Origin of the sequence: Lentzea xerophila (genome assembly GCF_051094245.1) — a bacterium.
Classification (GTDB): domain Bacteria; phylum Actinomycetota; class Actinomycetes; order Mycobacteriales; family Pseudonocardiaceae; genus Lentzea; species Lentzea xerophila.
Genome location: NZ_CP194934.1, coordinates 4,301,846 through 4,323,930, shown reverse-complemented (window position 1 = coordinate 4,323,930; position 22,085 = coordinate 4,301,846). Strand labels below are relative to the sequence as shown.

The following is a 22,085-nucleotide window of genomic DNA, read 5'->3' as shown; positions in this document are numbered from 1 at the left end:
ATCTAGCGGTTTTCCTACCGGGTAGTAGAGGAGAGTGTGTACATCGATTGGGCGGCGACTGCCGCTGAGGTCGTTATGTCCGCGAGGAGTCAAGTCGTTGTTCAGTCGTGTAGCGATCGTCAACCGCGGAGAAGCCGCAATGCGGCTGATCCACGCCGTCCGTGAGCTCGCCGCCGAGTCAGGGGAACGGATCGAGACCGTCGCCCTGTACACCGATGTCGACAAGTCGGCGCCCTTCGTGAGGGAAGCCGACCTCGCCTACAACCTCGGCTTGGCGGCCGATCGTCCGTACCTCAACCTCGAGGTGCTGGAGTCCGCCCTCGTCGAGACGAAGGCCGACGCCGCGTGGGTCGGCTGGGGCTTCGTCGCCGAGATCCCCGAGTTCGCCGAACTGTGCGAGAAGGTCGGGGTCACCTTCGTCGGCCCGTCCGCCGAGGCCATGCGCAAGCTGGGTGACAAGATCGGCTCGAAGCTGATCGCCGAGGAGGTCGGCGTTCCCGTCGCGCCGTGGAGCCGTGGTGCCGTCGAGAACCTCGAGCACGCCCTGAAGGTGGCCGAGGAGGTCACCTACCCGTTGATGCTCAAGGCGACCGCCGGTGGTGGTGGCCGGGGTATCCGCAAGATCACGTCTCCCGAGGAGATGGAGGAGAACTTCGAGCGCACCAGCCTGGAGGCCGAGCGCGCGTTCGGCTCCGGCGTGATGTTCCTGGAGCGCCTCGTCACCGGCGCCCGGCACGTCGAGGTGCAGGTCATCGCCGACGGTCAGGGCACGGCGTGGGCGCTCGGCGTCCGCGACTGCTCGGTGCAGCGCCGCAACCAGAAGATCATCGAGGAGTCGGCGTCCTGCGTGCTGGAGCAACACCAGGTCGACGAGCTGAAGGCCTCGGCCGAGCGGCTCGCGAACGCGGTGGGCTACCGCGGCGCGTGCACCGTCGAGTTCCTCTACCACCCCGGTGAGAAGCTCTTCGCCTTCCTCGAGGTCAACACCCGCCTGCAGGTCGAGCACCCGATCACCGAGATCACCACGAGCTTCGACCTGGTCAAGGCGCAGCTGCACGTGGCGGGTGGCGGCAGGCTCGAGGGTGAGAAGCCCGTCGAGCTCGGCCACGCCGTCGAAGCCCGCCTGAACGCCGAGGACCCGGACCGCGACTTCGCGCCGTGCCCCGGCACGATCGTCCGGCTGGAGCTACCGGCCGGCCCCGGCATCCGCGTCGACACCGGTGTCGCCGAGGGCTCGCAGATCCCCGCCGACTTCGACTCGATGATCGCGAAGATCATCGCGTACGGCCGCGACCGCGACGAGGCGCTGGGCAAGCTGCGCCGCGCCATGGCCGAGACCACGGTCATCATCGAGGGCGGCACGACCAACAAGAGCTTCGTGCTGGACCTGCTGGACGAGCCCGCCGTGATCGACGGCTCGGCCGACACCTCGTGGATCGACCGCGTCCGCGCCGACGGCGGCCTGATCTCGCACCGCCACTCCGCGATCGCCCTGGCCGCGGCCGGCATCGAGGTGTACGAGGACGAGGAGCAGATCAACCGCTCCGAGCTGCTCGCGTCCGCCCGCGGTGGCCAGCCGCGCACGAACCACGAGGGCGCGCGCAAGCTGGAGTTCGTGCTGCGCGGCCAGCCGTACGTCGTGAACGTCGCCCGCGTCGGTGCCGCCAAGTACCGCGTCGGCGTGTCCGCCGCCGACTCGGGCACCGTGCTGACCGGTGACGTCGACGTTGAGCGGTTCGACCACCAGATCGGCCAGATCACCGTCAACGGCACGCGGTTCCGCGTCGTCACCGGCACGCACGGCCCGGTCCACCAGGTGGAGGTCGACGGGGTCACCCACCGCGTCACCCGTGACGAGGGCGGCGTGCTGCGCTCGCCGATGCCCGCTCTCGTCGTCGCCACCCCGCTCGCGGTCGGTGCCGAGGTCGAGGCCGGTGCTCCGGTCCTGGTGCTCGAGGCGATGAAGATGGAGACGGTGCTGCGCGCGCCGTTCCGCGCCCGCCTCAAGGAGCTCAACGTCGTCGTCGGCACGCAGGTGCCCGCCGGTGGCGCGTTGCTGAAGCTCGACGAGATCGAGGACGAGACCGGCGCCGCCGAGGTGCAGAAGTCCGAGTCCAAGGTCGAGCTGGAACTGCCGGCGCCGCGCACGGACGTCCGGCCCGAGGAGCTCGTCGCTCGTGGTCAGGAGGACCTGCGGGCCCTGCTGCTGGGCTTCGACACGACCGCCGCGGACACCGAGCGGGTGCTGGCGGACTACATGGGCGCGCGGCGTGACCTGCACGAGCGGCCGCTGGTCGAGGAGGCCAAGCTGCTCGGCATCTTCGCCGACCTGTGCGACCTCTCGCGCAACCGTCCCGCCGGCGAGGAGACCAAGCCGGAGAACCACATCCACTCCCCGCGCGAGCACTTCCACACCTACCTCAAGACGCTCGACGCCGACCGCGCCGCGCTGCCGGAGGGCTTCCGCGCCCGCCTGCGGAACGTGATCGGCCACTACGGCATCGCGGAGCTCGACCGCACGCCCGAGCTGGAGCAGGCCGTCTTCCGCGTCTTCGTGGCGCTGCGCCGCGGTGTGTTCGACGCGGTCGTCGCGACGACCCTGCTGCGCCAGTGGGTGCAGGAGGCGCCGCCCGTCGAGTCCGAGCAGGTGCGGATCGGTCTGGTGCTGGAGCACATCGTCGCCGCGACGCAGGTTCGCTACCCGCAGGTGGCCGACCTCGCCCGCAGCGTCGTGTTCACGTGGTTCGCCCAGCCGCTGGTGCGCCGCAACCGTGCCCGCGTGCACAGCGAGGTCCGCAAGCACCTGATCCACCTCGACGCCCAGCCGCAGGCGGCGGACCGCGAGGAGCGGATCGCGGCGATGGTGGCCTCGGCCGAACCGCTGGTGCGCCTGCTCGGCCAGCGCATCGGCAAGCCCGGCGCGGACAACACTCCGCTGCTGGAGGTGCTGGCCCGCCGCTACTACACCAAGAAGGCGCTGGAGAAGCCGCGCGTCAGCGGCGCCTTCTTCATCGCGGAGAACGAGCCGGAGCAGACCCGTCTCGTGTCGACCGCGGTGGAGTTCCCGGCGCTGTCGGACGCGATCGGCGACGTCGTCAAGCACGGCAACGGAAGCGCGGTCGTCGCGGACCTCTACGTCAACTGGGCCGACGGTCCGTCCGACCAGGACGAGATGGCCGCCGGTCTCGGCGCGGCGCTGGCCGCGCACCAGCTCCCGCCGACGATCACCCGCATCACCACCACGGTGGCGGGCCGTCGCGGCGAGTCGATGCACCACCACTTCACGTTCCGCCCGTCGTCCAACGGGTTCGCCGAGGAGATGCTGGTGCGCGGGCTGCACCCGCGCATCGCCGAACGCATGCAGCTGGAGCGGTTGCGGGAGTTCGACCTCACGCGATTGTCCTCTGTGGACGAGGACGTCTATCTGTTCCGCGCCGTGGCCAAGGCGAACAAGTCCGACGAGCGTCTCGTCGCACTGGGCCAGGTCCGCGACCTGACGCCGTTGCGCGACGACGAGGGCCGGATCGTCGCCCTGCCCGCCGCCGAGGACGTCCTGGCCACGTGCCTCGACGGCATCCGGCGGGCCCGCGCGCAGTCCGGTGGCCGGACCCGGCTCGCGACCAACCGGGTCGTGCTCTACGCCTGGCCGCCCACCGACCTGTCGTCGAAGGACCTGGACGCGGTCGGCCAGCGCGTGCTGCCGACGACCACGGGCCTCGACCTGGAGGAGGTCCTGTTCCTGGCGCGCCGCAAGGACCCGGTGTCCGGTGAGCTCACCGACATCGGTGTGCGGATCGCGAACGACGCGGGCTCCGGCGTGCGGTTCTCGTTCGTGCAGCCGCCGTCCGAGCCGATCCAGCCGCTCGACGACTACCGCCAGAACGTCCTGCGCGCCCAGTCGCGCGGCACGATCTACCCGTACGAGCTGGTCGACATGCTCGTCGGCGAGGGCGGCTCGTTCGTGGAGCACGACCTCGTCGACGGCGCGCTGGTTCCCGTCGACCGCCCGCGTGGTGGCAACAAGGCCGGCGTCGTCGTCGGTGTGGTGACCACGCCGACGCCCGCGTACCCCGAGGGCATGAAGCGGGTCGTCCTGCTGGGCGACCCGACGAAGTCGCTGGGTGCGCTCGCCGAGCCCGAGTGCTCGCGGGTGATCCACGCCATCGACCTGGCCGAGGAGCTCTCCGTTCCGCTGGAGTGGTTCTCGCTGTCGTCCGGCGCGAAGATCTCGATGAGCTCCGGTGTCGAGAACATGGACTGGGTGGCCGCGGCGCTCAAGCGGATCGTCGAGTTCACCCAGGACGGTGGCGAGATCAACGTCGTCGTCAACGGCATCAACGTCGGCGCACAGCCGTACTGGAACGCCGAGGCCACGATGCTCATGCACACCAAGGGCATCCTGGTCATGACCCCGGACTCGGCGATGGTGCTGACCGGCAAGCAGGCGCTGGACTTCTCCGGCGGCGTCTCGGCCGAGGACAACTACGGCATCGGCGGCTACGACCGCGTCATGGGCCCGAACGGCCAGGCGCAGTACTGGGCCCCGAACCTGCGGTCGGCGTTCGACGTGCTGCTGGCGCACTACGAGCACAGCTACATCGCGCCGGGCGAGGCGGGCCCGCGTCGAGTGTCCACTTCGGACCCGTCGTCGCGTGACGTGTCGAGCTACCCGCACGTGGTCGGCGACAGCCCGTTCACGACGGTCGGCGAGATCTTCTCGGTCGAGGCGAACCCGGACCGCAAGAAGCCGTTCGACATCCGCACCGTCATGCGGGCGCTGTCCGACCAGGACCACGAGGTGCTGGAGCGCTGGGCCGGCATGGCCGACGCCGACACCGCGGTCGTCCAGGACGTGCACCTCGGCGGCATCCCGGTGACGCTGCTGGGCATCGAGTCGCGCGGCGTGGCCCGCAACGGCTTCCCGCCCACCGACGGCCCGGACACCTACACCGCCGGCACGTTGTTCCCGAAGTCGTCGAAGAAGGCGGCCCGCGCGATCAACGCGGCGTCGGGCAACCGGCCCCTGGTGGTGCTGGCGAACCTGTCCGGCTTCGACGGCTCGCCGGAGTCGATGCGGGAACTGCAGCTGGAGTACGGCGCCGAGATCGGCCGCGCGATCGTCAACTTCCGCGGCCCGATCGTGTTCACCGTGATCTCGCGGTACCACGGCGGCGCGTTCGTGGTCTTCTCGAAGGCCCTGAACCCGTCCATGACGGTGCTCGCCGTCGAAGGCTCCTTCGCCTCGGTCATCGGCGGCGCGCCCGCCGCGGCCGTGGTGTTCGCCCGCGAGGTCGACGGCCGCACGGCCAACGACCCGCGCGTGAAGAAGCTCGAGTCAGCGGTGGCCGAGGCCTCCGGTGCCGAACGCGCGGCGCTGACCGCCGACCTGGCGTCGACTCGTCAGTCGGTGCGGACCGAGAAGCTGAACGAGATGGCCGCCGAGTTCGACCGCGTGCACAGCGTGCAGCGCGCGGTCGAGGTCGGGGCGGTCGACGCGATCATCTCGGCCGCCGAGCTGCGGCCGGCGATCATCAAGGCGATCGAGGACGGTCTCGCGGGCTGAGTGTTTTTTGAGAGGAGCCCGGTCATCCGTTGGATGGCCGGGCTTCGTCCGTTCGCAGGCGGGCGTGCCGGTGCATGTCGTGCCAGCCGTCCGCGTGGCGTGCGACGCCGCGCAGACTTCCGCCTCGAAGCCGAGCCTGGTGGCGACCCTGCACGACGCCGGGTTCGTCGTCGAGTGGTCGACTACCGGTACGACCGCGCAGGCACCCCTGACCGACGAGACCGATTCCGGCCGTCGGCGAACGCCAGCCGGAATCGGTCTCGTCGTCCTGCGCGTCGCCCAGTTCGCACTACTAGTCAAGTGCTCGCGGAACTCTCACTACGGCCATAACGCCACAGGAACGGCTGATCATTCGTTCGACACGCCGAACGGGATGTGCACGCACGGCACCGTCTGGATCAGGTGCCCGCGCTGGTCGTCGAAGAAGATGTGCGGCTTGAGCACGTCCAGGATCGGCGCCTTCTTCAGCCCTCCCAGGAAGAACGCGTCGTTCACCGTCAGCCCCCACGCCTTGAGGCTGTTGACTGCCCGTTCGTGCGCCGGGGCGGACCGCGCGGTCACCACCGACACCCGGATCCTGTCCTCGGCCTGGCGCTGGATCCGATTGACGCCGGCGAGGAAGTCGCGCAGCGGTCCGGGATCCAGGGGTGTGACGACGTTCGTGGCCTCGTGCTGCTGGAACCGGTCGAGGCCGCCGGTCTGGTAGATCCGCTCGGACGCGTCGTCGGCGAGCACGCCGTCGAAGTCGAACGCGATCCGCAGCGCCGGATCGTCGTCGTCCTGGAACGACGACTTGAGCACCTGGCCCGCGGGAAGGCCGGCCAGGGTCGCCTTGCGGACGTCTTTTCCGTTGGCGGACAGGAAGAGCGACATGTTCAACGCCGGCATGAACTCGTACGGCGCGCGGCCCTCGGTGAAGATCGCGCGCGTGATGGTGAGCCCGTGGTGCGCTGCCGACCTCAGGATGCGCAGGCCGGTGTCGGGGGAGTTGCGGGACAGCACGATCACCTCGACCAGTGGCCCCAGTGCGTTGAGCCGCAGCAGCCGGTGGATGAACGGGAACGCGACACCGGCCGCGAACGGCTCGTCGAGGTGCGCTTCCTGGTAGGCGCGGTAGGCCTGCTCGCCCTCGGACGAGAAGACGGCGTCGGACTGCGTGAGGTCGAACAGTGCGCTCGACGCCACGCCCACGACCAGCAGGTTCTCCAGGCTGGGGGCCACGGTTCGTGATCGTAGCGGCCCGCGCGGAGCCTTTCTGGTACGGTCGTACCAATGTACTGGGTGGTGCTGGTGGCTTCCGGTGTGCTGGAGGCGGTGTGGGCGACGGCGCTCGCGGCGTCGCGGGGTTTCCGCCGGCCGTGGCCGGTGGTGGTGTTCGCCGTGTCGATGACGTTGTCCGTCGTCGGTCTCGCGTGGGCGATGCGGGGCATCCCGGTGGGCACGGCGTACGCGGTGTGGGTCGGTGTGGGAGCCGTGCTCACGGTGCTCGTCGCGGTGGTGCGGCGGGAGGAGAGGCTCGGTCTCGCGAGGGCGTTGCTGCTGGTCGCCCTGATCGGCTGCGTCGCGGGCCTGAAGGTGGTGAGCTGATGTACTGGGCGGTGTTGCTGGGAAGCGCCGTGCTCGAAGCGGTCTGGGCGACCGCGCTGTCCCAGGGGGCCTACGTCGTCTTCGTGGTGGCGGCGACGGTGAGCATGGTCGGGCTTTCCATTGGCATGAAACGGATTCCGGTCGGGACTGCCTACGCCGTGTGGGTCGGCATCGGCGCCGCGCTGACGGTGGCGTGGGCGATGATCACCGGTGCGGAAGCGGTCTCCGTGTGGAAGATCGTGTTCCTCACCGGGATCATCGCCTGCGTCATCGGCCTGAAGTTCCTGAAATCAGGCGTTGACGGTCCACCGCTGGTTGGCGGTGCCGGCGCAGTCCCAGAGCTGAAGCCTGGTGCCGTCGGCGGAGCTGTTGCCGGTGGCGTCGAGACATCTTCCTGACGCCACGTTGCGCAGCTGGCCGTTGGCCTCGGCGGTCCACTGCTGGTTGCCCGCACCCGTGCAGTCCCACAGCTGCGTCACCGCGCCGTTGGCGGTGCCCGACGCGTCGAGGCACTTGCCCAAGGCGCGCAACGTGTTGCCGTTGCGGGTCCACTGCTGGGCGTTGGTGCCGTTGCAGGTGTAGAGCTGCACCGCGGTGCCGTTGGCGGAGTTCGCACCGGCCACGTCGACGCATTTACCGCCGAAACCGGTGATGCTGCCGGTGGGCGGGTTCGGGGTGCCGCCGGACGCGGTCTCCCAGATGGCGTTGAGCAGGCTGGTGCTCCCGGTCGTGTCCTGGGAGAGCTCCCAGTTCATGATCCCGCCCGCGTTGGACAGGGCCCACTGCGTCTTGCGCTTGATCGTCGGCACACCGTTGTAGCAGTTGCCGTTGTAGCAGTCGCGGTTGGCGTTGGCCGGGTCCTGCGCGACGAGGTCGCGGTAGGAGATGTAGGTCGGCCGGCTGTAGAACGGCACACCGAGAACGGCCTTGCCGGCGGGCAGTCCGCGGCTCTTCCAGAAGTTGACCGAGTTGATCGACCAGTCGTAGTTCGCGTGCGGGCTGCCGCCGTCGTAGGCCATGATGTTCAGCCAGTCGACGATGCCGAACACCGCGGGCTGCACGCCGTTCGCCGTGCCGCCCCCGGAGACGACGGCCGCGGTGAGCAGCTTGCCCCGGCTGTGCAGCTGGTCGCCGAGCTGGCGCATCAGCAGCGTGTAGTTGTCGCCTTCGACGCCGGGATCCGGGTACTCCCAGTCCATGTCGACGCCGTCGAGGTTGTACTGGCTGACGAGGTTGACCAGTGCGTTGACGAACGTCGTGCGGCTGTTCGCGTTGCTCGCCAGGATCTCGAAGTTGTCGTCGTTGCCGTTGTTCCAGCCGCCGACCGCGATCGAGACCTTGACGCCGTTCTGGTGGCCGAGGCTCACCAGCTGCTGCAGCTTGCCGGGGTCGGGAACGCCCTGGAGCGTGCCGTTGGCGTTCGGCAGCACGAACGAGTAGTTGATGTGCGTCAGCTTGCTGTACTGGATCGTGCTGACGTTGCCTGCCCACGACGGCATGTAGCCGACGCTCTTGAACCCTGGGGGATAGGCGGCCTGCGCGGCAGGCGCCATGACTGTCATCGTCGCCGCGGCGGCGGCCAGCGCGAGGCCGGCCGCACCGAGGCGGGATCGGAGTGAACGCATTGCAGGGGTTGCCTTCCACTTCGTCGAGCGCCCACCGCGACGGTAGTGGTCTAGACCGGTTGCCGGAAGATCGACTCGGAACCGGAACTGGTTCCGGTCAGGCTCCGGGACAGTCAGCGCAGGTAGGAGGCGCCGTTCACATCCATGATCGTGCCGCTGGCCCAGGTGGCGTCCTCGGACGCCAGCCAGGCGACGGCCGCGGCGACCTCGCCGGGTTCGGCGACGCGGCCGAACGGGCTCTGCGCCCGGATCGCCTCGCCCGCCGGGCTGTCGAGCAGATCGGTGACCATGCCGGTCCGCACGAACCCCGGTGCGACGCCCGCGACCGCGATGCCCCGCGGGGCCAGCGACTGGGCGAGTGACTGGGTCATCGCGTGCAGACCGGCCTTCGCCGCGCCGTACGCGGGGGCATCGGGCTCACCCCGGTAGGCACCCCTCGAACCGACGTTGACGATGCGGCCGCCCGCCGTCATGTGACGGACCGCGTGCCAGGTGAGGTCGGCGGGACCGAACAGGTTGAGCTCGATGGTGCGGCGCCAGGCGTCCTGCCACTCGTCGAAGCTCGTCGTGGTGATCGGGTGGTGGAAGTAGATGCCCGCGTTGTTCACCAGGACGTCGAGACCGCCGAGCTGCTCGACGGTCTCGGTGACGACCTGTTCGGCCTGGTTCGCCGCGAGGTCGCCCTGGACCGTGACGTGGCCGCCGCCGGGAAGGCTGTCGGCCACCTCCTGTGCCTCGTCGGCGCCGGAGCGGTAGTGCAGGGCGACCTGGTGGCCGCCCGCGGCGAGGGCGTGGGCGATGGCGGCACCGATGCCGCGGGAGGCTCCGGTGACGAGCGCGCGTCGGGTCATGTGACGATCATGCCTGGCTGTCGATCATCCACTTGCCGTTCTGCTGAACGAACGTGTACGTGTGCGTCTCGGTCGTGAAGACGTTCGCCCCCTGCATGTACTGCAGCGTGACGGTCACGACGTTGTCGCCCTGCGGGACGAAGTTCGACAGCCGTACCGAGGTGTACTGGCTCCAGAACGACTGGTACGTCTGGAAGGACGGCGTACGTGCCGCCTTGAACTTGTCGGTCAGCGTCGCGTAGCCGGCTTCCAGGTTGCCCGGGATCAGCGCGTAGTAGGCGGTGATCGCCTCCTGGGCGTTCTTCGGTCCCGCGGGAGGCTGCTGGGTCTGGCTCTGGTCCGGTGTGCTCGCCGGCGGGTTGGTCTGCGGGGTGGACTGCGGCTGTGACGGCGTCTCGGTCGGCGTCGGGGACTGCGTCTGCGACTGGGTCTGGCCGGTGCTCTGACCCGCGGTCGGGTTGGTGCTCGAGTTGCCGGCGGGGCCAGGGTTGTTCGCCTGGTTGTCGTTGGTTCTGGACCACAGGAGGAACGAGCCGATCCCGACGGCCAGCACGACGATGACGATCGCGATGGGGACGAGGGGGAACTTGCGGCGGTTCTCCTCCGTCGGCGCTGGGGGTACAGGTGGGGTGCCGGCAGGAGGGATAGGTGCCGGTGGAACGGCGACGGCGGTCGCGCCGCCCGCCACGACGGTCTGGCGGACCGGCGGCTCCGGGGTGGCAGGCGGCGCTTCTTCCGGCGCCTTCTGCGCGTCGGCGGGCTCTTCGGCCGGTTCCGGGGTCGCTTCGGACGCTGGTTCAGGTGCTGCTTCGGGAGCTGGTTCCGGTGCCGCCTCGGGTGCGGCTTCGGGCTGCGCCGGCGGGGCCGTCAACCCGGCGGCCTCGGACGCCGCCGCGCCCGCGACCAGCCCGGCGGCCGCTGCCGCCGCGTCCTGCTTCGCCTTCTCGCCGGGCTGGGCCTCGGCCGGGAGCTGCACGGTCGCGGGGATGACGACGGTCGCCTCGGAGACCTGCGGCGTCTCGTTCACGACGGCGGCCAGCAGGTGGACGGCCTCCTGCATGGTCGGACGGCGCTCGGGCTCGGTGGCGAGCAGCCGGAACAGCACGGGGGACAGCAGGGGGCCCGCGTTGGCCGGCGGCATGATCGAACCGCCGGCGACGCGGTGCAGCATCGCGAGGTGGTTGTCGGCGGTGCCGAACGGCGGGCCGCCCTCGACGGCCGTGTAGAGCGTGGCGCCGAGGGAGAAGACGTCGGAGGGGAGACCGGCGTCCTCGCCGCGGGCGACCTCGGGGGAGAAGTACGCGGGCGTGCCGACGGTGCCCGTCGCGGTCGCCGTGCCGTCGTCGCCGGTGGCACGGGAGATGCCGAAGTCGGTGATCTTGACTTCCTGGTCGCCGATCAGGACGTTGCCGGGCTTCACGTCGCGGTGCTGGATGCCGTGGCGGTGCGCGGCGGCGAGGGCGGCGGCGGTGTAGCACCCGATGCGGGCCACCTCACGGGGTGGCAGCGTGCCCTGCTCGGCGATCACGGCGGCGAGGCTGCGGGAAGGGAGGTACTCCATGATCAGCCAGGGGTTGCCGTCCTCCTCCACGACGTCGTAGACGCGGATGGCGTTCGGGTGCTCCAGGCGTGCGGCGAGGCGGGCCTCGCGCATGGCTCTGGCCTTCGCGCGGTCGACCCTGGCGTCGTCGAGGCCGTCCAGCGCGAGCAGCTCCTTCGCCGCCACCACGCGGTGCAGCTGCTCGTCGTAGGCCTGCCAGACGACCCCCATCGCACCCTGGCCGACCTTCTTCTTCAACTGGTAGCGGCCCCCGATGAGCCTGCTGCTGTCCTCCACGTGTGCGCTCCCGTCCCCTCTGATCACCCACAAGTGTGACGGTTGCCGCGTGCGCGGTTGACCATAACCCCACTTAGGGGTATCTATGGGGTTATGCCAAAAATCAACGTCTACCTGCCTGATGAGCTCGCGGAGTCCGTGAAGGACATGAACATCCCGGTCTCGGCGATCTGTCAGCGGGCGCTCGAAGGCTCGGTCAAGCGGATCATCGCGATCAGAGGGCTCACCGTCGACGATCTCGCCCGCGAGAAGGCCCAGCAGTTCACCGCCCGGGCATGGAAGGCCCTCCAGATCGCCGCACAGTGCGCGGAAGGTACCAAGATCGGCACCGCGCACCTGCTGAACGGCATCGTCACCGAGGGCGAGAACCTGGCGCTCGACGTGCTCCGCGCGATCGACATCAACCCGAGAGGCCTGCCCTCCTTCATCCCCGCCGACATCGGCCAGAAGCCGGGGTTCGCCGACGACGGGGCCGCCGCGCTGGAGCTCGCGGTCGTCGAGGCCATCGCGCTGGGGCACAACTACGTGGGGTGCGAGCACCTCCTGCTCGGCATCGTCGCCGAACCGAACGGCAAGGGAGGCGAGGAGCTGCGCGAGCTGGGTGCGGAGATCAAGTCGACGCGGCGGGCGGTGCAGACGGCGCTCGCGGGCATCGTCCACCTCAAGAAGCAGCAGCAGGCCGTGCCGGACGCGGCCAAGGTCCTGGAGATGATCATGGCTCGGCTGGCTCGGCTGGAGCAGCACGCGGGTATCGGCTGACGAGCTCCGCGCCGATGCGCGCCAGGTGTTCCTCCACCTCCGGCGACTCGACGGTGATGAGCCCACCCCATCCGGCGACGTTGCGGGCGATGTCGAGCGGGAGGGGCGCGGTGAGCTCCACCCTGACCTGCTCGCCCTGGTCCTCCACGACCGTGCAGTGACGGCCGTGCTGGTGCTGGAAGATCTTCAGGAACTTCGCGGGCACGAGCACGACCGCCCTGGTCTCCGACCGCTTCCGCTCCACCGCCGTGACGACCTCGTCCCAGGCGCCCGCCAGTTCGAAATCGGCAGGCCTCGAAGCCGGCACGCCGGTGAGCGTGGCTCCGACGATGCGGTCGAGCCGGAACGTGCGCTGGCCGTCACGGGTGCCGGCGACGAAGTACCAGGTGCCGTCCTTGTCGACGAGCCCCCACGGGTCGACCACGCGTCCTTCCGGCGCCTGACCGCGTTTCTGGTAGGTCAGCCGGACCTGCACCTGCCGCACGACGGCTTCCTGCAGCATCGTCACCAGCCCTGGCCTGTCCTTGGTGTCCTCACCCCACGCCGCGGTGTCGACGATCGTCGCTCCGGCGGCGGCCTCGGCGTCACCCCGGAACGTCTGGGGCAGCGCCCGCACCAGCTTCCGCAGCGCCGACTTGATCTCCGGTGCGACGGCGGCAGCCGGGCCCGCGACCAGGAACAACGCCTGCGCCTCCGCCGAGGTCAGTCCGCTGAGGTCGGTGCGGGCGCCACCGACCAGCGACCAGCCGCCGCCTCTCCCCGGTTGGGGGTATACGGGTACCCCCGCCGCGGACAGTGCTTCGAGGTCGCGGCGGGCCGTGGCGTTGGAGACCTCCAGCTCCTCGGCCAGCTCCGCGGCGGTGATACGGCCGCGAGCCTGCATCAGCAGCAGGGTGGCGACCAGTCGGTCTGCGCGCATGTCTCCAGGTTTCCGCTAAAAGTGCTCACTGGATGAGCACTTTACGGCCGAAGGTAGAAGACACCACCCGGAAAAAATCTGAGGAGTCCCGATGTTGCGAGGCATGTCGACCGTGTCCTACTTCGCCGACGACCTGGCCGAGGCCCGCGCCTGGTACGCGTCGTTCCTCGGCGTCGAGGCCTACTTCGAGCGGAGCACCCCGGACGGGCTGCTCGCGTACGTCGAGTTCCGCATCGGCGACTACCAGGCCGAGCTGGGCATCGTGCACCGCCGCTTCGAGGTGACGCCGTCCGGCGGGCCGGCGGGGGAGATCCTCTACTGGGCGGTGGACGACCTCGACGCGACGCTGGCCCGGTTGCAGGAGCTCGGCGCCACGACGCACGACGAACCTCGCGTGCGGGGTGAGGGGTTCGTGACGGCGTCCGTGATCGATCCGTTCGGCAACATCCTCGGGGTCATGACGAACACCCACTACCTGGCTGTCGCCGAGCAGAACCGCGAACGTCGAGGCTGAGGGGAGGCCGGCGCCGTCGCGGGATCGCCAGGCAGATGGCCTGCGTGCCCTGGGGCCGCGGGCCGAGCGGCTCTGTGCCGGCCCGCCAGAACACCGCGCCGCTGATCACGTTCGAGGCGACCTATCCTGCGGCGATGACGACGCGGCTCGCCATCACCGGGCATCGTGGCCTCTCCGCCGAGGTCGAGGCGGAGATCGACCGGATGATCCGCGCCGCCGTGGCCGCGTCGGACGGTGCGGTCATCGGGGTGTCGTGCCTGGCGGACGGCGCGGACGCGGTGTTCGCGCAGGCTGTGCTGGATGCGGGCGGCGTGCTCGTCGCCGTGCTGCCCGCAGCCAGGTACCGCGAGGCGCTGCCCGAGAACCACCGGCCCGTCCACGACCGGTTGCTCGCCCGTGCGGGCAAGGTCGTGCAGCTTCCGTTCGTCACGCCGGACCCGCACGCGTACATGGAGGCGGGCAAGCGGATGATCGAGGAGTCCGACTCGCTGCTCGCCGTGTGGGACGGCCGGCCTGGGCGTGGTGCCGGTGGGACGGCCGACGTCGTGGCCCACGCGCGGTCGCGAGGCGTGCCGGTCACCGTCCTGTGGCCGGAAGGCGCCGTTCGCTGAGGGCATCTGCACAGGTCAGGGCAGTGTGGGGGCCACCGCCCGGCTAGGACAGTCTGGCGACCAGCTCCGCCCGGCTGCGCACGCCGAACTTCCCGAAGACCGACTTGAGGTGGTCCTGCACGGTGTAGGGCGAGATGTTCAGCCGTGCCGCGATCTCCGACGTCGGTTGCCCGGCGAGGACCTCGTGGCAGATGTCCTGTTCGCGGACGGTCACGCCGTGCGCCTTGAGCAGCAGCCCGAGCAGTTCCGCGCCGGACGCCCGGCTGATCGTCACGGCCGCCTCGAAGCCGTCGTCGCTCACGAGCTCGCTGGCTTCGAGCAGGATCCAGCCGCCGTGGGCGTCGCGGACCCTGGCCCTGAACGTGCCGGAACGCGCTCCTGCCGCGGCGGCGCGCAGCATCACCGCGAAGCGGCCCGGCGCCACCTCCTCCAGTTCGTCCCGCCACTGCGCGGCGGAGGCCGTCGACGCGCGGATGGTCCCGCCGTCCGTCACCACGACGATGGCGGGCGCGCCGGTCCGCCGGGCCGCGATGCGCGCCGCGGCACGGGTGGCGGCGCCCAGCGCGGGTGCCACCGAGGCCATGAACTCCAGTTCGCGGTCGCTGAAGTCGCTCGTGCGCACCATTCCCGCCGCGCCCCAGCACGTGTCGTCGGCCCAGAACAGCGACCGCAGTTCGTGGCGCAGGCCCAGCGGCAGCCAGACCTCGTTGAGCCGGGCGGACCGCTCGTCCTCCAGTTTCGCCACGGTGTCGCCGCGCTGCGCCAGTGACGTGAAGGTGTGGGGTTCGCCGGGGGTGTACTCGCAGTTCGCGAGGACCGGCTCGTACTGCGGCGGGATGCGGTTGACGCCGCTGGTCATCGAGCTGATCGCGCCGGAGTCCGGGTCCATCGAAGCCCAGCAGGTGAGCTCGCACGGGACCACCCGGCCGACCAGCGCGATGGCGGCCGTGTGCAGTTCCGTGACGCCGAGACCCGCGCTCGCCAGCGCTGTGACGTCGCGTCGCACGCCCAGCGCCCGGCCCTCCCACATGGTTGGCAGTATGCGCTCGTGGTGGCCTGGCGGGGCATCCCAGTTTTCCGGGATGTCCGTGCTCCGCCGGCGCGCGGACGCTTCTCGGCATGATGACCACCGTTGGCGAGGGCGAGGAACTGACCGCGCCCGACGCACAGATCACCGTCCGGATCTCGGGGAAGCACACCGGCGGCGCCTACGAGCTGTTCGAGGTGGACGCGCCACGAGGTGAGGCCGCGCCACCGCACCGCACGCCCTGGTCGAAGGCCTACTTCGTGTTGCACGGACGTATGGCCGTGTTGCTCGACGGCGAGTTGCACGACCTGTCTCCGGGTGACGCCATCACGATCCCGCCCAACGCATCGCACACGTTCACCGTCCACACGTCGTCCGTGCAGTTCCTGGCTTTCGCCGTGGGGGACGCGATGGGCGCGTTCTTCCGCGACCTGTCGTCGAACGGCTTCGAGGCCCTGGAACGGCACGGGGTGACGTTGTGAGCGTCGTCGCCCAGGTCGCGGCGGTTGTCGCGATCCTCGTCCACCTCGTCGTGTGGGTGTGGGAGGCTTTCCTGATCCACCGCGTCCACCACAGCGTGTTCGGGCAGCCGGCCGATGACGTGCCGGCGATCCGGTTGTGGGCGTTCGGGGTGGGGTTCTACAACCTGTTCCTGGCGTGCGGACTGATCGCCGGGCTGATCGCACTGCACAGCGGGCACGAACTGGTCGGGCGCACCCTGGTCTTCTACGTGTCGTGGTTCATGGTGCTGGGCAGCGTGGTGCTGGCCGTCGCCGACCAGCTGGCGATGAGCAGGCCGCGCAACCAGGCGTGGGGAGGCGTTGCGGCGGAAGGGATTCCGCCGCTCGTCGTGCTGGTGTTCGCCTAGTTTGGGGGAAGCGTTCTTGAAGACGGTGCAACTACCTGACGGAGCCCTGGTCACGGGGCGTGGCCTCCGCGACGGCAAGCTCGTGGAGCCGCATCCCGCGTACGGGGTGTACCTGCAGCCGCGGCCGGTCGACGTGCCGTGGCCGCACGACTGGATCGACTGGCCGGACTTCCGTCTCCCGCGCGACCACGACTCCGCGATCGGGATGATCCGCGCGCTGCACGCCCGAGCGCTGGCCGGCGACCGCGTCGAGGTGGCGTGCAGCGGCGGCATCGGGCGGACCGGCACGGTGATCTCGTGCCTGGCCGTGCTCGCCGGTGTTCCGGCCCTGGAGGCCGTGGCGTGGACGCGCGCGAACTACCACCGGCGTGCCGTCGAGACGCCGTGGCAGAAACGATGGGTCAGGAACTTCCCCGTCGGTTAGGAGTCGAGCTCGACGGCGGAACGCTTGTGCACGAGGTCGACCACCTCGGGCGGCACCGAGTCGCCCGCCGCGAGCAACCGGGGCAGCAGCTCGGCCTGCGTGGTGACCGCCCGGAAGAACAGCTCGACCGTCACGTCGTGGTCCGGGCGGTGCACCACGGTGATCTCGTCGCCCGGTGCGACCAGGCCGGCCTCGATCACGCGGAAGTAGGCGCCGGGGCGCACGACCTGGGTGAACCGCTTCACCCAGCCGCGCTGTGCGAGGAACTCGGCGAACGTCCGGCACGGGATGCGAGGCCCGGAGACCTCCAGCAGTGCCGTGCCGATCCGCCACCGCTCGCCGACCAGCGCGGACGTGTGGTCGACGCCCTGGGTGGTCAGGTTCTCGCCGAACTGGCCGTTGCGCAGCTCGACACCGAGCTCGGACTGCCACCAGTCCAGGTCCTCGCGCGCGTAGCCGTACACGGCCTGGTAGTCGCCGCCGTGCGCGGTCCAGTCGCCGATCGAGTCGCTCGCGACGCCGCTGCCCGCCGACCCCTTGTCTCCGGGTGGGCTGACCTGCAGCGGTCCGTCGACCGGGCGCTTGTCGATGCCGGTGACGCCCGTGCGGGCGTAGTCGGCCGGGGCAGTCTTCTGGGCGACGTTCAGCGAGAGCACGACGGGCATGACTTCGACCCTATTGCCCGACGGCCCTGGCGGCGATCGAATTGACGTAGTCCTGGTACATGCCCACTTTGCGGGTGATCAGGTCCATGCACTCCTGCAGCTGCACCATCTGCTGGCGGACGCGTTCCTGGTGCTCCTTGAGGATGTCCAGGCGCTGCGGCTCGTTGCCGTCGCCCTGGCGGACGAGCTCGGTGTAGCGGCGGATCTCCGGCACGGGCATCCCGGACATCCGCAGCATGATGCACATCCGCAGCCAGTCGACGTCCTGCTGGGTGTACACCCGGCGCCCGCCCGGTCCTCTGTGGACCTGGTGCGCGAGGATGCCTTCCTTCTCGTAGAACCGCAGCGCGTGCACGCTCAGCCCGGTGCGTTCGGCCACCTGTCCGATGCTCAGCCCCATGGGACCGAGCATAGGTGCTGGTCCTTCTGGCGGACCTGGATCTCGACCCGATGCCGGAGGTAGTCGTCGGAGGTGCGGGCGATCCGCACGGCCTCGGCCACCAGGTCGTGCAGCTCGGCGGGGTAGGACGCCTGGTCCAGCGGCAGGCCCGGCAGGATGCGGCGCCGGACGTCGAGGTCCTCGTCGGCCACGAAGCGACGCAGCGCGACCACCCTGTACCGCCCGTGCAGCTCGCGGAACGTCGTCCGCTCGGCCTCGCGGTCCGGGGCAGGCCCGGTGTAGCCGGGTGCGTACGCCCTGAATCCGGTGTGGTACCAGGCTTTCGCGGCACCCGCGACGTCGGCGGGTTCGCTGGACTCGAGGAAGCCGAGGAGCGCGAGCATCACGCGCCGGCGGCCGAACGCCGCCATGGCGGGTCCGACCAGCTGGCGGCTGAAGCTGGGGTCCGGTTCGTGGACGGCCGCTCGCGGCAACGGCTCGAACCACTCGTCGGGCACCTGCTCGTTCGCTCGTGCGGAGATGGCTTTGCCAAGGGCATATCTGGCCGCGTGGCGCCATGATCTGGCGTCGGTGTCGTCCGGGACGTCGACACCCACCTTGCCGGCCAGGTCGCGCAGCAGGGTCAGGCAGGCGGCCGCACGGTCGTGCGTGGCAGCGGGGAGAGGTGGAACAGCTGTGGCGTCGCATCGTCGGAGGTCATGATCACGACGGTACCGGCGGTCTTGACCTAGAGTCGGCTCTACTTCGTAGGTTCTGGCGCATGAACATGCGCTATCGCGTACTCGGGGGAACCGGCATCGAGGTCAGCCACCACTGCCTCGGCGCCATGATGTTCGGGTCCGTCGCCAACAACGACCACGAAGAGGGCGTGCGGATCATCCACCGCGCCCTCGACGCGGGCATCAACTTCGTGGACACCGCGGACATGTACTCGGCGGGGGAGTCCGAGCAGATCGTCGGCAAGGCCCTCGCCGGCCGCCGCGACGACGTCGTGCTGGCCACGAAGGTGCACTTCCCGCTGGGGAAGGGCCGCAACCGCAGCGGCAACTCGCGGCGCTACGTCGTGCGGGCCGTCGAGGACAGCCTGCGGCGGTTGGACACCGACTGGATCGACGTCTACCAGGTGCACCGGCCGGACTACACGACCGACGTGGAGGAGACGCTGTCGGTGCTGACGGATCTGGTGCGGGAGGGCAAGATCCGGGCGTTCGGGTGCTCGACGTTCCCGGCGTCGGAGATCGTCGAGGCGCACCACGTGTCGCTGCACCGCGGGCTGATGCGGTTCCGGACCGAGCAGCCGCCCTACTCGATGCTGGCGCGCGGGATCGAGCGGTCGGTGCTGCCGACGTGTCAGCGGCTCGGGATGGGCGTGCTCACGTGGAGCCCGCTGGCCAGTGGGTTCCTGTCCGGCAAGCACCGGCGGGGCACGTCGGCGGAGGCGTTCCGCGCGACGCTGACGCCGGAGCGGTTCGACGAGTCGGTGCCCGGCAACGCGGCGAAGTTCGAGGCCGTGGAGCAGTTCGCGAAGCTGGCCGGCGAGATGGGGGTGTCGCTGCCGGCTCTGGCGATCGCGTTCGTGACGACGCATCCGGCGGTGACGTCGGCGATCACCGGACCGCGCACGATGGAACAGCTGGAGTCGTTGCTGAAGGGCGCTTCGCTGGTCCTGACCGATGACGTGCTGGACCGGATCGACGAGATCGTGCCGCCCGGTACGGACACCTACGACGTGCACGCCGGCTGGCGGCCCGCGTCGCTGGTGGACGTGCACCAGCGACGCAGGCCGGTCGATCAGCGCTGACTCACCATGCCCGGGTGCTCAGGCCGGTGCCGAGGTAGATCTGGTCGAACCCGTTGCCGTCGTTGTCGTCGGTGTAGACGACGGTGACGCGGCCCCACGGGTCGACGCCGACAGCGGGCTCGTCCTGCCTGCCGGTGGCGGTCGAGACCGTGAGCTGCCTCGGCGGGCGCCCCGTGGTGGTGCCGTCGGGGTTGTAGACGGTCGTGTGGACGTCCTGCGCCTCCGCCGTGGTCACCGCGACGCCGAGCTGGTCGTCGATGCCGATCTGCGGATCGGCGCCGGTGGTCTGCGCGACCGTGCCGCGGGGTGCTCCGGCGGCGGTGAAGGACTGCGTCCGGACCCCGGACTGCTCCCAGGCGACCGCGAAGTCGCCGTTGAAGTTGGCCGCCACGGCGGGGCGTTTTCCTTGCCCCGTCGTGGTCTGCGTCTGCTTCACGCCGCCGGACGGGGTGACGATCTTGCGGGCGACGTTCGCGTCCGCCTCCCACACGACGATCGCGTTGCCGGCGGCACCCATCGCCGTCCGCGGCTTGGCGTGGGTGCCACCGGCGTTGTTCACCTGGGCCTCGTAGGACTTCGACGAGATCGAGGCGAACATGCCCACCCGCACGGTGGGCGGGCTGGTGCCCTGCTTGTCCTCCCACGTCACCGCGAAGCCGCCGGTGTCAGGGTCGGCCGCGACGCTGGGGAAGTACTGCTGGCCGTCGGCGTTCGCGTTGGCCCTGCCGGAACCCGACACCGTCCCGCTCGCACTGACCGAGCGGACCGCGATGTTGTAGTAGCCGTTGCCGTCGGGGTCTTCCGACCACACGACCACGGCGGTGCCGTTCTCGTGCAGCGACACGTCCGGCTGCCAGTGGCGCCAGTTCCCGGTGCCCCCGTTCGAGAGTTTCTTCTCGTAGACGGACGTTCCCTCCTTGTAGAGCCGGATCCAGACGTCGGAGTGGACGGGGTCGGCGGGGCCGGTGGTGTCGCGGTCGTCCTCCCACACGACGGCCGTGTAGCCGTTGCGGGTGGCCGAGACGGAGGCGTTGTCCTGGTCGCCGGTCGAGTCACTGTTGACCGTGGACCACGTCATGGGGGCGGGTGCCAGCAGGAGGCTCGCGATCAGCAGTGTCTTCACGGCGCCTGCAATCCGGGGTTGGTGGCTTCGACGACGTAGCTCCCGACGGTCTTGACCGGGTAGTCGCGCACGGTGACCTTGTCGACGGCGCGGAAGTCGACCCGCATCTCGGTGCTGTTGGTCCGGGTCTTCACGTACCCGCGCAGGTTCTTGAAGTACTTCACGTGCGGGTTCAGCGCCGGGTTGAGGCTGTTGTCGGCCGCGTTGCCGTCGCCGCCGGAGGTGATCGACGTGGTGACGAGCTCGGTGCCGATGATCCGGTTCTGCGACTGGTAGCTCTGCATGAGGTTCGCGGCCCAGCTGCGGTGCACGTCGCCGGTGAGCACGACCGTGCCCTTGTTCCCGTTGCTGTCCCAGGCGTTCTGGATGCGCGTGCGGTTGGCGGTGTAGCCGTCCCAGGAGTCCATGCTCTTCGAGCCGTCCGCCGCGGCGAGGCGTTGCGCGAAGAACACCTGCTGGCCCAGGAAGTCCCACGTGCCGAGCTTCTGGCGCAGGCCGTCGACCAGCCACGTCTCCTGGGAGGTGCCGGTGAGCGTGCGTGCCGGGTCGTCGGCGGCCGGGCAGACCTTCGTGCCGTCTCCACAGGCCTGGTCGTCGCGGTACTGGCGGGTGTCGAGCATGTGGAACGTCGCGAGGCTGCCCCAGCGGACCCTGCGGTGCAGCAGCATGTTCTCCGCGGTCGGTGCCTGGGCGCTGCGCAGCGGCATGTGTTCGTAGTACGCCTTGTACGCGGCCGCGCGGCGTGCCTTGAAGTCGCCGGCCGGGTTGGTGTCGTTGCGCACGAGATCGGCGTAGTTGTTCTCCACCTCGTGGTCGTCCCAGACGACGAGCCACGGCGCGGTGGCGTGTGCGGCCTGCAGGTCCGGGTCGGTCTTGTACTGGGCGTGGCGGACCCGGTAGTTCGCGAGCGTGCTGATCTCGCCGGCGGGCGTGAACCTGCGGACCTTCGTGGTGGTGGCGGCGCCTTCGTAGATGTAGTCGCCGAGATGCAGGATCAGGTCGGGGTGTTCCTCGGCCATCCGGCGGTAGGCCGTGAAGTAGCCCTCCTCGTAGTGCGAGCACGAGGCGAAGAGCATGGTCAGCTCGGGCCGGGTGCCGACGGCCGGTGCGGTGAGGGCGCGGCCGGCGGGGGAGATGTGTCCGCCGGTGCGGAAGCGGTACCAGTACTCGCGTCCCGGCTCCAGTCCGGTGAGGGTGACGTGCACGGAGTGAGCGCTCGCCTGGGTGGTGGTGACCGTGCCGGTGCGGGCGACGCTCGTGAAGCGCTCGTCGGTGGCGACCTGCCATTCGACGGCGGTGTTGGTGTTCGGCATGCCGCCGAGTCCGTCGGCGCCCAGCGGGTTGGGGGCGAGGCGGGTCCAGATCACGAACCCGTCCGCCGCCGGTTCGCCGGACGCGACACCCAGGGTGAACGGGTAGCCGATCGCGTTGGCCAGTGCGGGGAGCAGGACGCCGGCGCTCGCTCCCGCGAGGCCGCCCACGATGAAGGTGCGTCTCCGTAACGTGGTCAT

General features: G+C 70.1%; 21 protein-coding genes. 10 read left to right on the top strand and 11 right to left on the bottom strand.

Annotated features, from left to right (window positions below):
* Positions 1-97: 97 nt before the first annotated feature.
* Positions 98-5,563: a carboxyl transferase domain-containing protein gene (locus ACRSBM_RS20610; protein ID WP_434445257.1), complete on the top strand. Its 5,466-nt coding sequence runs from the start codon at positions 98-100 to the stop codon at positions 5,561-5,563.
* A gap of 348 nt (positions 5,564-5,911) precedes the next feature.
* Here ACRSBM_RS20610 and ACRSBM_RS20605 read toward each other — a convergent pair whose 3' ends face one another.
* Positions 5,912-6,784 carry a 5'-nucleotidase gene (locus ACRSBM_RS20605; protein ID WP_434445256.1) on the bottom strand — a complete coding sequence of 291 codons (873 nt, stop codon included), beginning with the start codon at positions 6,782-6,784 and terminating at the stop codon, positions 5,912-5,914.
* Positions 6,785-6,835: 51 nt separating this feature from the next.
* Here ACRSBM_RS20605 and ACRSBM_RS20600 point away from each other — a divergent pair, with 51 nt between their 5' ends.
* Together ACRSBM_RS20600 and ACRSBM_RS20595 are read left to right on the top strand one after the other, a co-directional pair.
* Positions 6,836-7,150 (top strand): DMT family transporter, encoded by a 315-nt coding sequence (locus tag ACRSBM_RS20600; protein WP_434445255.1) that lies wholly within the window; start codon positions 6,836-6,838, stop codon positions 7,148-7,150.
* Positions 7,150-7,548, top strand: a complete 399-nt coding sequence (locus tag ACRSBM_RS20595) for a DMT family transporter (protein ID WP_434445254.1) — start codon at positions 7,150-7,152, stop codon at positions 7,546-7,548. The genes ACRSBM_RS20600 and ACRSBM_RS20595 overlap by 1 nt, the downstream gene beginning before the upstream one ends.
* On the opposite strand, the gene ACRSBM_RS20590 is transcribed toward ACRSBM_RS20595, so the two are convergent.
* The 3 genes from ACRSBM_RS20590 to ACRSBM_RS20580 form a co-directional block, all read right to left on the bottom strand.
* The gene (locus tag ACRSBM_RS20590; RefSeq protein WP_434445253.1) at positions 7,441-8,775 is read right to left on the bottom strand and encodes a glycosyl hydrolase family 18 protein; all 1,335 of its coding nucleotides are present in this window, start codon (positions 8,773-8,775) and stop codon (positions 7,441-7,443) included. The two genes, ACRSBM_RS20595 and ACRSBM_RS20590, sit on opposite strands and share 108 nt — an antisense overlap.
* A 113-nt stretch (positions 8,776-8,888) precedes the next feature.
* Positions 8,889-9,626, bottom strand: coding sequence for an SDR family NAD(P)-dependent oxidoreductase (locus ACRSBM_RS20585; protein WP_434445252.1), 738 nt, complete (start codon positions 9,624-9,626; stop codon positions 8,889-8,891).
* A 7-nt stretch (positions 9,627-9,633) separates the two neighbouring features.
* Positions 9,634-11,463, bottom strand: coding sequence for a protein kinase domain-containing protein (locus ACRSBM_RS20580; RefSeq protein WP_434445251.1), 1,830 nt, complete (start codon positions 11,461-11,463; stop codon positions 9,634-9,636).
* A 93-nt stretch (positions 11,464-11,556) separates the two neighbouring features.
* Here ACRSBM_RS20580 and ACRSBM_RS20575 point away from each other — a divergent pair, with 93 nt between their 5' ends.
* Positions 11,557-12,222, top strand: a complete 666-nt coding sequence (locus ACRSBM_RS20575) for a Clp protease N-terminal domain-containing protein (RefSeq protein WP_434445250.1) — start codon at positions 11,557-11,559, stop codon at positions 12,220-12,222.
* Here ACRSBM_RS20575 and ACRSBM_RS20570 read toward each other — a convergent pair.
* Positions 12,176-13,141 (bottom strand): helix-turn-helix transcriptional regulator, encoded by a 966-nt coding sequence (locus ACRSBM_RS20570; protein WP_434445249.1) that lies wholly within the window; start codon positions 13,139-13,141, stop codon positions 12,176-12,178. The two genes, ACRSBM_RS20575 and ACRSBM_RS20570, sit on opposite strands and share 47 nt — an antisense overlap.
* Positions 13,142-13,232: 91 nt before the next feature.
* Here ACRSBM_RS20570 and ACRSBM_RS20565 point away from each other — a divergent pair, with 91 nt between their 5' ends.
* Both ACRSBM_RS20565 and ACRSBM_RS20560 read left to right on the top strand, forming a co-directional pair.
* The gene (locus tag ACRSBM_RS20565) at positions 13,233-13,655 is read left to right on the top strand and encodes a VOC family protein (protein ID WP_434445248.1); all 423 of its coding nucleotides are present in this window, start codon (positions 13,233-13,235) and stop codon (positions 13,653-13,655) included.
* Between the two features lie 44 nt (positions 13,656-13,699).
* Positions 13,700-14,266 (top strand): hypothetical protein, encoded by a 567-nt coding sequence (locus ACRSBM_RS20560; protein WP_434445247.1) that lies wholly within the window; start codon positions 13,700-13,702, stop codon positions 14,264-14,266.
* Between the two features lie 43 nt (positions 14,267-14,309).
* On the opposite strand, the gene ACRSBM_RS20555 is transcribed toward ACRSBM_RS20560, so the two are convergent.
* Positions 14,310-15,296 carry a helix-turn-helix transcriptional regulator gene (locus tag ACRSBM_RS20555; RefSeq protein ID WP_434445246.1) on the bottom strand — a complete coding sequence of 329 codons (987 nt, stop codon included), beginning with the start codon at positions 15,294-15,296 and terminating at the stop codon, positions 14,310-14,312.
* An 89-nt stretch (positions 15,297-15,385) separates the two neighbouring features.
* Between ACRSBM_RS20555 and ACRSBM_RS20550 the strand changes: the two genes are divergently transcribed.
* The 3 genes from ACRSBM_RS20550 to ACRSBM_RS20540 are packed head-to-tail and all read left to right on the top strand — an operon-like array spanning position 15,386 to position 16,585.
* The gene (locus ACRSBM_RS20550; RefSeq protein WP_434445245.1) at positions 15,386-15,775 is read left to right on the top strand and encodes a cupin domain-containing protein; all 390 of its coding nucleotides are present in this window, start codon (positions 15,386-15,388) and stop codon (positions 15,773-15,775) included.
* On the top strand, positions 15,772-16,161 hold the full coding sequence (locus tag ACRSBM_RS20545; protein WP_434445244.1) for a DUF1304 family protein: 390 nt from the start codon (positions 15,772-15,774) through the stop codon (positions 16,159-16,161). Before ACRSBM_RS20550 ends, ACRSBM_RS20545 begins: the two co-directional genes overlap by 4 nt.
* Positions 16,162-16,177: 16 nt before the next feature.
* Entirely contained in the window at positions 16,178-16,585 is a 408-nt protein-coding gene (locus ACRSBM_RS20540) for a protein-tyrosine phosphatase family protein (protein ID WP_434445242.1), read from the top strand.
* On the opposite strand, the gene ACRSBM_RS20535 is transcribed toward ACRSBM_RS20540, so the two are convergent.
* From ACRSBM_RS20535 to ACRSBM_RS20525, 3 genes are read right to left on the bottom strand one after another with little or no spacing between them, the layout of a single operon-like run.
* Entirely contained in the window at positions 16,582-17,250 is a 669-nt protein-coding gene (locus tag ACRSBM_RS20535; protein WP_434445241.1) for an MOSC domain-containing protein, read from the bottom strand. The genes ACRSBM_RS20540 and ACRSBM_RS20535 overlap by 4 nt on opposite strands.
* Positions 17,251-17,260: 10 nt before the next feature.
* Positions 17,261-17,650, bottom strand: a complete 390-nt coding sequence (locus ACRSBM_RS20530; RefSeq protein ID WP_434445240.1) for a MerR family transcriptional regulator — start codon at positions 17,648-17,650, stop codon at positions 17,261-17,263.
* On the bottom strand, positions 17,641-18,246 hold the full coding sequence (locus ACRSBM_RS20525; protein WP_434445239.1) for a hypothetical protein: 606 nt from the start codon (positions 18,244-18,246) through the stop codon (positions 17,641-17,643). Before ACRSBM_RS20525 ends, ACRSBM_RS20530 begins: the two co-directional genes overlap by 10 nt.
* 170 nt (positions 18,247-18,416) lie before the next feature.
* Here ACRSBM_RS20525 and ACRSBM_RS20520 point away from each other — a divergent pair, with 170 nt between their 5' ends.
* Positions 18,417-19,451 carry an aldo/keto reductase gene (locus ACRSBM_RS20520; protein ID WP_434453147.1) on the top strand — a complete coding sequence of 345 codons (1,035 nt, stop codon included), beginning with the start codon at positions 18,417-18,419 and terminating at the stop codon, positions 19,449-19,451.
* Between the two features lies 1 nt (position 19,452).
* On the opposite strand, the gene ACRSBM_RS20515 is transcribed toward ACRSBM_RS20520, so the two are convergent.
* Positions 19,453-20,574: a hypothetical protein gene (locus ACRSBM_RS20515; RefSeq protein WP_434445238.1), complete on the bottom strand. Its 1,122-nt coding sequence runs from the start codon at positions 20,572-20,574 to the stop codon at positions 19,453-19,455.
* The gene (locus ACRSBM_RS20510) at positions 20,571-22,085 is read right to left on the bottom strand and encodes an alkaline phosphatase D family protein (RefSeq protein ID WP_434445237.1); all 1,515 of its coding nucleotides are present in this window, start codon (positions 22,083-22,085) and stop codon (positions 20,571-20,573) included. Before ACRSBM_RS20510 ends, ACRSBM_RS20515 begins: the two co-directional genes overlap by 4 nt.